Here is a 12,257-nt window from a genome sequence, read left to right as displayed (position 1 = left end):
GTTCGAAACTTGTAATCTTCGGATTTTAACTAAATCTGTTTATCTGGCTTAACAGAATAAGATTCCCCAACGTATGAACAAAACGATATTTATTGTCGGGAACGGTCCTCTCGACCGTGATCTGTCTTCTGAAATTGACGCAGCCGATCTTGTCCTTCGTTTCAATGAACCGCGCGTCTCTCTCGGAATGAGCGGCACAAAAACCGACATGTTGATGCTTGCAACATCGAGCAAGCAGATGGAACAATGGATCAAAGATCCGACTTTCATAAATTCTGAAATTGTTCGAAATACCCCAGAAGTTCTGTTTGCATTTCATCCGAGCATCATCAAGCGGTTCCACCACCACCCCAATTTTCTCTCACGCCTAAAAGGCCGCCGCGCTGACTGGACCAATCAGGCAATTGATTATTTCGGTCGTGCTGGAAAGAAGATCCGCATCATGCCTTCGCAGGATTATTTCGCTGTTTGTGAAGAGCTTGGCATTGGCGCTGACCGCATGAAGACAGTCTTTCCCAGCACTGGCTTCTTCGGTATCTGGCTTGTTCTGCGTAAATACTCTTTACCCGATTGGGACGTCAAAATCTGTGGCTTCAGCTGGGAAGGCTGGAAGCGGCACGACTGGGCAGCCGAGCGCAAGTGGATCGAAGAAAAGATCGCTGCGGGAGATCTTCATAAAGTAGGCTAGTAAGTGTGACTTGCGAAAATTAAGCGCATAGCAGATATAGAACGCCGCTTCGGCTGAATTTACTTTTTGCGCGCTCAGGTTTTACATGAACATCAAGGCCTTTATCATCCACTTGGCGCGCGCGACCGATCGCGGACCCCAAGTCGACAAACTCATTCGTGAACTGCCTGTCAAAACGGAAGTCATTGACGCTGTTGACAGCCGCGCGCTCGCAGACGCGGAAATCAAACGCGTTTACCGCCGCAAACTTCATGCGCCGCGTTATCCTTTTGAATTGAGCAAGAATGAAATCGCGTGCTTTCTGTCGCATCGCAAAGCTTGGCAGGCCATTGTTGATCAGAAACTCGATGCCGGTTTTATCATCGAAGACGACATCGAACTGACAGACGTTTTTAACGCCGCCTTCCATGCCGTCACCAATCATTTTGAGCCAGGTAGCTTCGTACGCTTCACTTTCCGCGACGATCGCGAACATGGTCGCGAAGTGTTTCGCAACGACCAGATGCGCCTCATCATTCCCAATCCAATCGGGCTTGGTATGGTGGCGCAGCTTGTGAGTTTCGACGCGGCTCAGAAATTACTTGCAGCGACAGAACAGTTCGACCGACCTGTCGACACCACCGTACAAATGCGCTGGGTGACGGGCCTGCAGCCGCTTGCAGTCATTCCAGGCGGGGTCAAGGAAATCTCCGCACAGCTTGGCGGGACGACCATCCAGCACAAGAAGTCCTTCTCAGATAAGCTTGCGCGTGAGATCCTGCGCCCAATCTACCGGATGCGTGTGCGTCGCTTTTCTGCAAGATCGAAGTGAAACAAATGGCTGTTCCGATTCTTCTCTATCATCAGATTGCCCCTCTCCCACATAAGAAGATTCCTTTTCGCGGGCTTTGGGTGCATCCGGACAAGTTTCGAAACCAGATGGCCTGGCTGAAGAGGCTCGGCTATCAAGGCCTCTCACTGCGCGATGCCATGCCTTATATTAAAGGCGAGAAGACCGGCAAAGTCGCAGTCATCACCTTCGATGACGGGTTTCTCAATAATTATGAGAATGCGCTGCCGGTTCTTGCCGATTTTGGCTTCACGGCAACCAATTACTTTGTCGCCAATCAGGTTGGTGGCAGTAATGTCTGGGATCAGGCCATGGGTGTGCCGCTGACGCCCTGCATGTCGGTCGCGCAGATGCGTGAATGGGCAGCACTCGGCCACGAAGTCGGCGCGCATACAATCGATCACGTCAATCTTGAAAAGATACCGGAAGACGAAGCCCGCCAGCAGATCGCCTTATCCAAGACCATGCTCGAGGACATGCTTGGATCAGAAGTGACCAATTTCGCTTATCCCTATGGAGGGAATCATGCCGTGCATCGCGAGATGTGCCGCGAAGCCGGATATGAAACTGCAACAACGACTGTCCGTGCCCGCGCACGAGCATCCGACGATCCATTCGGTATGCCGCGGATCTATGTACGCCGCCGAGATTTGGCACCAAAATTCATCTACCGCCTGATGACCAGATAGCCCGCCTTTTTTGTTCAGATACTGAAAACCGGCTATTTGTTTGATTTTGATCAATGCAGCTTCACGAATGCGTGGCAAATTGACCGTCATTGCGGCATGGACGCAATCGAGCAAAAGCGGTACTAGAGCAGTAACAAGGAGCGTATAATGGACTATCGCCGGTTTTTTGAAGAAGCGATCGACCAGTTGCACGCCGAGAAGCGTTACCGCGTGTTTGCTGATCTTGAACGCATTGTGGGCCGCTTCCCCCGAGCTACCTGGCGTAACAATGGCACTGCCCGTGAGATCACCGTTTGGTGCTCGAACGACTATCTTGGCATGGGGCACCATCCTGATGTCATTAAGGCAATGTGCGATACAGCCAACAATACAGGCTCCGGCGCAGGTGGAACCCGCAATATTTCGGGTAACAACCATCCGCTTGTAGAGCTGGAAGCAGAACTTGCCGATCTGCATGGCAAGGAAGCCGGTCTCGTCTTCACATCAGGTTTCGTTTCTAACGAAGCATCGATCTCGACAATTGCACGGCTGCTTCCAAATTGCCTGATCCTTTCTGACGAATTGAACCACGCTTCAATGATCGAAGGCGTGCGTCGCTCTGGTGCAGAAAAGAAGATTTTCCGCCATAACGACGTCGAGCATCTCGAACAGCTTCTGAAAGCTGCGGACCATTCCCGCGCCAAGCTGATCGTGTTTGAATCCGTTTATTCGATGGATGGCGACATTGCGCCTATCGAAAAGATTGCAGACCTCGCCGACAAATATAACGCCATGACCTATATCGATGAGGTCCATGCAGTTGGCATGTATGGCGCCCGTGGTGGTGGCATCACCGAACGTGACGGCCTTGCCGATCGCATCGACATTATCGAAGGCACGCTTGCCAAGGCATTTGGTGCGCTGGGTGGCTATATCACCGGCTCTCGCGCAATCATCGATGCCGTGCGCTCTTATGCGCCGGGCTTCATCTTCACAACGTCGCTTCCGCCAGCGGTTGCTGCTTCCGCGACCGCTGCGATCCGTCACTTGAAGGTTTCGCAGGTCGAACGCGATGGCCAGCAGCGTCAGGCGCAGCGCGCCAAGGACGTTCTGTCGGCCGCCGGGTTCCCCGTCATGTCTTCGGAAACACACATCGTACCAATTCTGGTTGGCGATCCGGAACTTTGCAAGAAAGCCAGCGACCGTCTTCTCGACGTGCATGGCATCTATATTCAGCCAATCAACTATCCGACTGTGCCACGCGGCACCGAGCGCCTGCGCATCACGCCATCACCATTGCATGACGACCTGCTGATTGATGGTCTCAAGGATGCATTGTTGGAAGTCTGGAACACTCTCGGCATCCCATTTGCAGAACCGGATGCACCGAAAGCTGCTAATTCAGACCGCATCATTCCGCTGATGGTTTCCAAAGCGGGTGGCTGATAAGTTCAGCAATAAAGCATCAAAAAAGGCCGGTTTTCACCGGCCTTTTTGCTATTCATCATCGACTGTGTAGACCCGAAGGCGATGCCCATCCGGATCGGCAGCAACGAAACTGCGTCCAAAATCAAGGTCGGTCGGCAGCATGAGGATGGAAGCCCCCTTCGCCTTCCAATCAACATACATTGAATCGACCATTCCCGGTTCATTCACGCGGAAGCCAAGATCCGCCGCCCCGCCTGCGGCGGTTGGTGCCGGTTCAACGCCAGTTTTTTTCCAAAGGCCCAGGCCAAGACCAGAAGGCAAAATGAACATACCAAATGTCGGGCTGGCTGCTACCGGCTCCTGCCCGAGCAGCTTTGTATAAAAGCGAATGCTAGCGTCTGTGTCGGTGACGAAAAGCAGGATACTGTTCTTGTCGATCATCAAAATGTCCTCTGTAAAATTGTGACATCCTCGATCTACAGCAACACATTGCCAGTTTTTGGCAGCATCATAATTCGCGTGGTTTAATTCCTTGTGTCTCACGCCACTCACGCAACAGAATCTGACGGCGTTTCGGATAACGCTGTTCCACAACGTCAACCGCAGCAATTCTGTCCGTGCGAAAGTGCCGGAAGCCTTCACGCAATTCGCACCACGCAACGAGCACGCGCGCATCATCAAAAAATGAAAGTGCAAACGGCCAGATTACGCGCTTTGTCACCTGGCCATTGCCGTCCTGATAATCGAGCAGTACTTTGCGTTCAGCCCTGATCGCTTCGCGAAGAATTGCAGTATCGATGCCATCGGTCGGCAGCTTTGCACTCGGACCGACAAGGAGCGTTGAGGTATCAAGCGTTGCCCGCAATTCATCGGGCAAGACAGCGCTTATGCGTGCAAGTGCGCCTTTTGCAGCATCCTGAAGCTTGTGGTCGGTTCGCTCCGCCACCCACCGCGCACCCAATACCAGCGCATCGATCTCTTCGGGACGAAACATCAATGGAGGCAACAGAAAGCCGGGTTTGAGTACATAACCAATACCCGGTTCGCCCTCAATCTCTGCCCCCTGCGCCTGCAAACTTGCAATATCGCGATACAGCGTGCGGATACTGACACCGGTTTCCGCGGCAAGCGTTTTGCCACTAACCGGCCGACGGTGACGGCGCAATGCCTGCAAGAGTTCAAAAAGACGTTCTGATCGGGACATAATCTGAGATGTATCGCATTACCCTACTGCCAGATAGTGGCAGCAGGGTTGATTTGGGCGATAAAGCCCTGTCCGGAGCTAACCGCTTATCTCTGATTGATCCACTGTACCAGCCTTGCTGCAGATTCATCCACCTGCTGCGGATCGCGACAGAAGCAAAGACGGAAGAAGCCCTCACCGCCCAGACCAAATGCGCTGCCCGGTGCGAGACCGACATTTGCATTATCGACCATATCGATCGCAGCCTGGACCGAATTCGTCACACCTTCGACGCCGAAGAACAAATAGAAAGCACCCTGTGGCGGCGCCAAACGCACCCTGCCAGTTTCCTGCAACGTCGCGCAGAGACGGTCCCGCGTTGAACGCGCACGCTCCACCAGCATGGCAATGAAGTCATCTCCATGGTCAAGTGCCGCAACCGCACCGCGCTGCATGAACTGCGCCACACCGGAATTGGAATACTGAATCATGTTCTCGACAACAGGGCCGATGGACGGATGTACCGTCATCCAACCCACGCGCCAGCCGGTCATCGCCCAGTTCTTTGAGAAGGAATTGACGAAGATGATACGGTCATCCGGCTCCATGATATCCATGAAGGATGGCGCACGCCCACCGCCGTAATAGAAATGGGTGTAAATCTCGTCGGCAATGATCCAGATGCCCTTCTCACGGGCCAGATTGAGGATGAAGCGCAGCGTCTCAACATCGGCAGTCCAGCCAGTCGGATTGGACGGCGTATTGATGAACATGGCGCGGGTGCGTGGTGTAATCGCCGCAGCAATCTTCTCAGGATCAAGAACCCAGCCATTGGCGCCGAATTCTAGCTCGACCGGCACAGGAACTGCCCCTGCAAGCCCTGCCGCGCCAACGAAGTTAGGCCAGGCAGGCGAAAGATAGATTGCTTCTTCACCCGCACCGGTTGTTGCCTTCAGCGCCATTTCAATGGCGTGCATTCCCGAACCAGTGACGTAGAAGTTTTCAGGCTTGAAGGATTGCGGGAAATGACGCGCGTGATAACGGGCAAGCGCTTCACGGAGTTCAGGAATGCCAGCCTGCCACGTATAGAAGGTTTCACCATCTGCGATACCCTTCTGGGCCGCCTCACGGATGAAATCAGGAGTGGGCAGATCGCCCTCTCCAACCCACAGCGGAATTAGTCCCGGCTTACCCCGGCCATGATTGGCAACGGCAACAATGCCGCTTTCGGGTGACTGGGCTGCTTCAGGTCGAAGTTTGGCGATAAGCGTCATTTGTTCCCACATAAAATCCGGTTGTGCTTGCACCTGATTAGCAAGGAGCACACATGAAATCATGTGGTATTTTGTGATGATCCGATCAGCCTTATTGATGGATCAAACGAGAAACGGAGCCAGAAGGCTCCGCTCTTGATAAAATATTCTGAAAGTAATCAGGCTTTGCTCTGCTTTGCCAGAAGATCGCGGATTTCGGCCAGCAGAACTTCATCGCGTGGCAGCTCTGCTGCAGCTTCCGGCTTGGCTTCTTCCTTCTTCTTGAGGCGGTTCATCGCCTTGACCACGATGAAGAGAACCCAGGCAACGATCAGGAAGTTGATGAGCAGGGTAACGAAGTTACCATAAGCAATGGTCGCGCCAGCTTCACGAGCAGCAGCGAGCGTGGACTTTGGATCGCCAGCAAGCTGGATGAACATGTTGGAGAAGTCGATACCACCGGTGATCAAACCAATGACCGGCATGATGATGTCATTGACGATGGAGTTAACGAGACCACCAAATGCCCCGCCGATGATAACACCGATGGCCAGATCGACCATGTTGCCCTTGAGAGCAAATTCTCTGAATTCTTTCAACATTAGCCAGTATCCCTCTCAAACACGAGCTTAACCGGGGCCGTCTTTGCTGCGGATAAGCTTCGCCAGATAAATCACTACGATGAACTCCTGCGATCAGCCACGATCACAATTGTTCGCTCGCTAGATTGTAGGCGAAAATATTCAAAGAAAAGATGAACTTTCAAAAAGCACCAATTAGAGGCGTCTTTTTTTAAACTAGCGAAAGAAAGAGGCGCAGAAAATGCGCCTCTTATTTTTGATCTTATGCTGCAAAGCGTTTTGTTGCTTCAATCAATTCGTGGGTGATGCCCGGTTCAGTAACGGAATGCCCACTGTCTTCAACGATCTTCAGATCGGCTTCGGGCCACATCTTCTTGAGTTGCCATGCATTGATGAATGGCGTGCAGATATCATACCGCCCATGAACGATGACGCCCGGAATCTGCCGGATACGCTCAACATTCCGAAGAAGCTGGTCATCGCTTTCTAGGAAGCCACGGTTCTGGAAATAGTGACATTCGATCCGGGCGAAAGCGACCGCGTAGAGGTCTTCGCCGAAGGCTTCGACACGCGCCGGATCAGGCTGGATCGACAACACCGATCCTTCCCAGCGCGCCCACAGACGAGCCGCAGCAAGCTGCACCTGCGGATCTCGGTCCGTCAGACGCTTGTAGTAAGCTGCGATCATATCGCCGCGTTCATCTTCCGGAATATGCTCCTGATAGGCTTCGAAGTGATCCGGGAAGATGATGCTTGCACCATTGGAGTACATCCAATCGACTTCAAACCGGCGCACCATGAAAATGCCGCGCAGAATTATTTCCGAGACATGCTCAGGATGAGTTTCGGCATAGGCCAACCCCAGTGTCGAGCCCCAGGAGCCGCCGAATACCTGCCATTTATCTAGACCGAGATGAGCGCGGATATGCTCCATATCGGCCACGAGATCCCAGGTGGTATTCTCACGTAGTTCAGCATGAGGCGTGGAGCGTCCGCAACCGCGCTGATCGAAAAGGATGATACGATATTTCTCGGGATCGTGCAGACGACGCATGGCAGGTGTGATGCCGCCGCCGGGACCGCCATGAATCATGATAACGGGTTTGCCATCAGGATTGCCGCATTGTTCGACATGGATGCGGTGCAGAGGCGAAACCTGCAGCATCTCTTCCTTGAAGGAATGGATTTCAGGATAAAGCGTATTGCGCGTCATAAAGTGCCTTTTCGTTCCCGTTAGAGCCGTCCCCATCTTTGCCGGGTTGCTCTCGTTCATATGTGAAATTAGCACATAATGCGGCCAGAAGGCGGCAATGCGACATATGTTCAGGCCAAATACCGCTATTTTTGGTTGCCCGGATTGAAAATCGGCATAAAACAAAAGAGTTGCATGTAATAATGCATCGCTCGGGGAGGACATAGAAAATGGCGTGCGAGGCTTATGCAGTTTATCATCGCTGACGACCATCCGCTTTTCAGAGGCGCGTTGCGGCAGGTTCTGTCCAGTTTGCCTGAAGAGGCTGAAATCATCGAAGTCGGCGATTTCGATGCCGCGAAAAAACTGGTCGTAGAACGCGACGATATTGATCTGCTGCTGCTGGATCTTACCATGCCTGGGGGCACGGGCCTTTCCGGTCTGGTCACGCTTAAAGCGCTTCAGCCTGCTCTCCCGATCATCATTGTATCAGCGACCGACGATGCCGCAACAATCCGCCACGCGGTCGAACTCGGTGCATCGGGTTTCATATCCAAATCGGCCAGTATGGAAGCCATTGGTGAAGCCGTACATGCCGTTCTTGCTGGCGACATCTGGACACCATCGGACATCGATCTTGATCAGGCACATGATCCGGAAATCGAAGCGCTGATCAACAAGATCAGAACGCTTACACCGCAGCAAACGCGGGTTCTCACCATGCTCGCCGAGGGATTGCTCAACAAGCAGATCGCCTATGAGCTGAATGTTTCGGAAGCCACCGTCAAGGCACATGTCTCCGCTGTTTTGCAGAAGCTTGGGGTCGACAGCCGCACACAGGCGGTCATTCTTCTGTCACGCATTGGTAATGATGCGTTGAGCTCAGAGCCACTCTGATAATTCATTCCGCTGCTGATTGGCGCTGATGCAGTGCGCTCGATAAAAGCGAGCGCAGGGCTGCGGGACGCAGCGGCTTGTTTAGTACCGTGACGTTCTCGTCGTCGGCTCGTTTGCGAACTTCCTTGGAACGATCAGCCGTCAGCAGAATAGCCGGAATCTCATGCCCGAAAGTCTCGCGCGTGAAACCGATCATATCCAGCCCGTTCTCATTATCGAGATGATAGTCAGCCACGATAATATCCGGCGCCACTTCACGCTCCACACAGAACACTTTCAGCCCGGCACCACCGCGCAGCGTTGTCACATTGCAGCCCCAGCCATTGAGCAGGGTTTCCATTCCGGCCAAAATATTAGCGTCGTTGTCGATGCAGAGCACGTCAAGCCCCGTCAGACTGGAGGCACGTTTCACGCCCTTGCGGCTGGCGATTTCCTCAACCGGGACTGCTTCATCGCTGATCGGAAGACAGAGCGTGAAAACGCTACCCTTGCCCGGGTCCGATGAAACCGTCAGCGGTAGTTCGAGCATCCGTGCAATACGATCGACGATCGAAAGACCAAGCCCCAGGCCTTCTGCCTCGCGCATTCCTTCATCGAGGCGCGTGAATTCGCGGAAAACCAGTTTAAGCTTCGGCTTCGGGATACCGATACCTGTATCAAGCACCTGCAATTCCACAAAATTGCCGCGACGACGGACGCCTAAGAGAATGCCGCCTTTACGGCTGTATTTGATAGCATTGGAAACGAGGTTCTGGATAAGACGACGCAGCATGTTGCGATCAGTTTTGACCACGATACTCGATGGAACCACGCGCAGTTTCAGCCCCTTTTTGCGTGCCATCGGCGTGAAATCAGTGGCGATCTGGCTCAAAAGCCGATCGAGCCGGAAGGCCGAAACTTCAGGCTTCAGCGCACCCGTATCAAGTCGCGATATATCGAGGACCATTCCGAGAATGGCTTCCACCGATTCAAGTGAAGAATCGATGTTTCTTGCAAGTTGGCTTGTTTCTGCACGGCCGAGTTTCTCAGCCAGTGCGGTGCTGTAAAGCCGTGCAGCATTGAGAGGTTGCAGAATGTCGTGACCAGCCGCAGCAAGAAAGCGCGTCTTGCCCAGATTGGCTTCTTCGGCGACGCTCTGCGCCTTGGCAAGTTTCTGGTTCACATGGGTTAGTTCTGCCGTACGATCAGCAACGCGCTGCTCCAGCACTTCCGCGGCCCGCTGACGGCTGATATCCGCCTCGACCTCATCAGTAATATCAGTATAGGTCGCCACAAGCCCGCCATCTGGCATCGGATTGGAGTTGATTTCCAGCACCTTGCCCGTCGATTTCAGCGTCAGACGCCATGGTTTACGCAATGTCGCCAGCGAACGAATGGCGGCGTTCTGTGCATTGGCTGCGAGATCGCCGCTGCGCGCAAGATGCTCCACAATCTCGGATACCGGTATGCCCACCTGCATCACTTCATCAGGCAGATCGAACAGCCTGCGAAACTGACGGTTCCAGCAGGTTAGCCGCAAGTCCTTGTCGAGAACCGTGATACCCTGGTCCATCTGGTCGAGAGCGATCTGCAAAAGATCGCGGTTTTGTTGCAGAGCAACGGAAGCATCATCCAGTAACTGCCGCGCATCGCGTGCTGATGCATCATTGCGCTTGAGCATCAACGACAGAACCAGACGTGCCGACGAAGAGCCAACGGCCGTGCCAAGCAATTGTTCTGCGTAGCGGATGAGCGGCGTGTCGACCGTCATGCCCGGATCAAGCCTGCGCTGCTCACGCCCTTCAAAACGCAGGAAAGCGCGCTCTACACGTTCGGCACCGAGATAACGGGCCATGGTTGCTTTGAGTTCGGCAACGGTAACGGTTGTGCGGAAACGCTTGAGCGTGGGGGTGCCAATAAAATAGCGTGGCAGGAAAATACTGGCCTGAATACGTTCAAGCGGCGTCGAGGCACGCGACAGCGAGCCAAGAAGATAGAACAACGTATTAGCGGCCAGGCTCCAGACCACGCCATTGGTGAGCGGTAGCATATCAGTGCCAAACAGCGCTTCTGGCCGCAGAGCCGTGAACCCCAGAAATCCATCCCGCAAAATGGCAGCATTTTCAGGCGCAACCGTCGGCAACAACAGGGTGTAGGCCCAGATCAGAAAGCCCGCCGAAAGGCCCAGCATTGCCCCGCGCCCATTGGCATTGCGCCAGAACAGGCCGCCAATAAAAGACGGCACGAATTGCGCAATGGCCGCAAAGGATATGAGGCCAATGGATGCGAGATGAATATTATTCGACGCCATGCGGTAATAGGCGAAGGCCAGTGCCAGAATACCGATAATCGTCAGCCGCCGGGTATTGAGAATGATCATCGTCAGATCACGCTGCTCTGTCGGATGGCGCACGGCCAATCTGCGGATGATCAGCGGCAGAACAAGGTGGTTGGAGATCATGATCGAGAGCGCCACGCAGGCAACAATCACCATCGCGGTCGCAGCCGAAAGCCCACCTAAAAACGCAATCAGTGCCAGCCAGTGTGCACCGGCTGAAAGTGGTAAAGCTAGTACATAAAGATCGCCGCTCACCGTATTTCCAAGCGTCATCACGCCAATCAGCGCAATCGGGAAAACGAAGATATTGATCAAGATCAGATAGAGCGGAAACAGCCACGAAGCCGTGCGCAGTTCTTTTTCGCTGCGGCTTTCCACGACCGTTACATGAAACTGTCGCGGCAGCATGATGATAGCCGCTGCACTCAGCATCGTATGCACAATCCATGTGCCGATGGATGTTTCGTAGTGAAATGCATCAAGTGCTGCGGGCGATTGCGAGATCTTCTCTATCAGTTCACCGGGCGACCCAAACACGAAGAAAGTGCAGGCTAGTCCCACAGCAAGGAATGCGGAGAGTTTGATCACTGATTCGAGCGCAACCGCCAGAATAAGCCCATTCTGGTGCTCGGTCGCATCCGTGTGGCGCGTACCGAACAGGATCGCAAAGACCGCCAGAACCGCTGCCACGGGCAGCGAAATATCGCCAAACACAAAGGACGAAGGATCGAAGGCAGAGCCGTAATGCTCCATCACCAGACCGACACTGCCGGAAACAGCTTTGAGCTGTAGCGCGATATAAGGAATGGACCCGACCGCTGCGATACAGGTTGCCAGCGACGCCACGCCAAAGCTCTTGCCATAGCGCGCTGCCAGAAAATCGGCGATGGAAGTGATATGTTCGGCCTTTGCAAGCCGCACGATATGACGCAGCAGACGATTGCCAAGCGTGAAAACCAGAATAGGCCCGATATAGATGCCTAAGAATTCAAGCCCGCGCTGGGCTGATAAACCGACCGAGCCGAAGAAGGTCCACGAAGTGCAGTAAACAGCAAGGCTGAGTGCGTAAATATAGGGACGCGGGGCACTACTCCAGCGCGCAGCACGTCTGTCACCGATGCTTGCCACCGCAAACAGCATCAACAGATACAGAAATGCGACGCCTATAATTCCCCAGCCCTGCATTGCCGGACTTTCCTCCCCTGCCACCCCCCTTTATTG

11 protein-coding genes are annotated in these 12,257 nt (G+C 53.7%); 5 read left to right on the top strand and 6 right to left on the bottom strand.

What is annotated here, in order from left to right; genetic code table 11:
• Nucleotides 1-73: 73 nt before the first annotated feature.
• The 4 genes from KMS41_01580 (at nucleotide 74) to hemA (ending at nucleotide 3,631) form a co-directional block, all read left to right on the top strand.
• Nucleotides 74-688, top strand: a complete 615-nt coding sequence (locus tag KMS41_01580; GenBank protein ID QWK77964.1) for a glycosyltransferase family 29 protein — start codon at nucleotides 74-76, stop codon at nucleotides 686-688.
• A gap of 85 nt (nucleotides 689-773) precedes the next feature.
• Nucleotides 774-1,499: a glycosyltransferase family 25 protein gene (locus KMS41_01575; GenBank protein ID QWK77963.1), complete on the top strand. Its 726-nt coding sequence runs from the start codon at nucleotides 774-776 to the stop codon at nucleotides 1,497-1,499.
• Nucleotides 1,500-1,504: 5 nt separating this feature from the next.
• Nucleotides 1,505-2,206 (top strand): polysaccharide deacetylase family protein, encoded by a 702-nt coding sequence (locus tag KMS41_01570; GenBank protein ID QWK77962.1) that lies wholly within the window; start codon nucleotides 1,505-1,507, stop codon nucleotides 2,204-2,206.
• Nucleotides 2,207-2,353: 147 nt separating this feature from the next.
• Nucleotides 2,354-3,631 (top strand): 5-aminolevulinate synthase, encoded by a 1,278-nt coding sequence (gene hemA, locus KMS41_01565; protein QWK77961.1) that lies wholly within the window; start codon nucleotides 2,354-2,356, stop codon nucleotides 3,629-3,631.
• 51 nt (nucleotides 3,632-3,682) lie between these two features.
• On the opposite strand, the gene KMS41_01560 is transcribed toward hemA, so the two are convergent.
• The 5 genes from KMS41_01560 to pip all read right to left on the bottom strand — a co-directional run bounded on the left by KMS41_01560 (nucleotide 3,683) and on the right by pip (nucleotide 7,843).
• Complete coding sequence (locus KMS41_01560) at nucleotides 3,683-4,054, bottom strand: VOC family protein (protein ID QWK77960.1); 372 nt, start codon at nucleotides 4,052-4,054, stop codon at nucleotides 3,683-3,685.
• A gap of 67 nt (nucleotides 4,055-4,121) precedes the next feature.
• On the bottom strand, nucleotides 4,122-4,817 hold the full coding sequence (locus KMS41_01555) for a YafY family transcriptional regulator (protein QWK77959.1): 696 nt from the start codon (nucleotides 4,815-4,817) through the stop codon (nucleotides 4,122-4,124).
• 86 nt (nucleotides 4,818-4,903) lie between these two features.
• The gene (locus KMS41_01550) at nucleotides 4,904-6,070 is read right to left on the bottom strand and encodes a pyridoxal phosphate-dependent aminotransferase (protein ID QWK77958.1); all 1,167 of its coding nucleotides are present in this window, start codon (nucleotides 6,068-6,070) and stop codon (nucleotides 4,904-4,906) included.
• A 158-nt stretch (nucleotides 6,071-6,228) separates the two neighbouring features.
• Nucleotides 6,229-6,651 carry a large conductance mechanosensitive channel protein MscL gene (mscL, locus tag KMS41_01545; protein ID QWK77957.1) on the bottom strand — a complete coding sequence of 141 codons (423 nt, stop codon included), beginning with the start codon at nucleotides 6,649-6,651 and terminating at the stop codon, nucleotides 6,229-6,231.
• A gap of 241 nt (nucleotides 6,652-6,892) precedes the next feature.
• On the bottom strand, nucleotides 6,893-7,843 hold the full coding sequence (gene pip, locus KMS41_01540; protein ID QWK77956.1) for a prolyl aminopeptidase: 951 nt from the start codon (nucleotides 7,841-7,843) through the stop codon (nucleotides 6,893-6,895).
• 225 nt (nucleotides 7,844-8,068) lie between these two features.
• On the opposite strand from pip, the gene KMS41_01535 reads away from it, so the two are divergent.
• Nucleotides 8,069-8,719: a response regulator transcription factor gene (locus KMS41_01535; protein ID QWK77955.1), complete on the top strand. Its 651-nt coding sequence runs from the start codon at nucleotides 8,069-8,071 to the stop codon at nucleotides 8,717-8,719.
• Between the two features lie 4 nt (nucleotides 8,720-8,723).
• Here the strand turns inward: KMS41_01535 and KMS41_01530 are convergent, their stop codons facing one another.
• Nucleotides 8,724-12,221: a hybrid sensor histidine kinase/response regulator gene (locus KMS41_01530; protein ID QWK77954.1), complete on the bottom strand. Its 3,498-nt coding sequence runs from the start codon at nucleotides 12,219-12,221 to the stop codon at nucleotides 8,724-8,726.
• Nucleotides 12,222-12,257 lie beyond the last annotated feature (36 nt).

Source organism: Ochrobactrum sp. BTU1, from assembly GCA_018798825.1.
Taxonomy (GTDB): domain Bacteria; phylum Pseudomonadota; class Alphaproteobacteria; order Rhizobiales; family Rhizobiaceae; genus Brucella.
Note: the sequence above shows the minus strand (reverse complement) of the source record. Positions and strands in the feature narration are given on the sequence as shown.

Excerpts from the sequence above, each read along its gene's own strand:
- KMS41_01535 (QWK77955.1), top strand. The coding sequence starts at position 8,069 with ATGCAGTTTATCATCGCTGACGACCATCCGCTTTTCAGAGGCGCGTTG.
- KMS41_01570 (QWK77962.1), top strand. The coding sequence starts at position 1,505 with ATGGCTGTTCCGATTCTTCTCTATCATCAGATTGCCCCTCTCCCACAT.
- KMS41_01580 (QWK77964.1), top strand. The coding sequence starts at position 74 with ATGAACAAAACGATATTTATTGTCGGGAACGGTCCTCTCGACCGTGAT.
- KMS41_01560 (QWK77960.1), bottom strand. The coding sequence starts at position 4,054 with ATGATCGACAAGAACAGTATCCTGCTTTTCGTCACCGACACAGACGCT.
- KMS41_01550 (QWK77958.1), bottom strand. The coding sequence starts at position 6,070 with ATGACGCTTATCGCCAAACTTCGACCTGAAGCAGCCCAGTCACCCGAA.
- KMS41_01530 (QWK77954.1), bottom strand. The coding sequence starts at position 12,221 with ATGCAGGGCTGGGGAATTATAGGCGTCGCATTTCTGTATCTGTTGATG.
- KMS41_01555 (QWK77959.1), bottom strand. The coding sequence starts at position 4,817 with ATGTCCCGATCAGAACGTCTTTTTGAACTCTTGCAGGCATTGCGCCGT.
- hemA (QWK77961.1), top strand. The coding sequence starts at position 2,354 with ATGGACTATCGCCGGTTTTTTGAAGAAGCGATCGACCAGTTGCACGCC.
- pip (QWK77956.1), bottom strand. The coding sequence starts at position 7,843 with ATGACGCGCAATACGCTTTATCCTGAAATCCATTCCTTCAAGGAAGAG.
- KMS41_01575 (QWK77963.1), top strand. The coding sequence starts at position 774 with ATGAACATCAAGGCCTTTATCATCCACTTGGCGCGCGCGACCGATCGC.
- mscL (QWK77957.1), bottom strand. The coding sequence starts at position 6,651 with ATGTTGAAAGAATTCAGAGAATTTGCTCTCAAGGGCAACATGGTCGAT.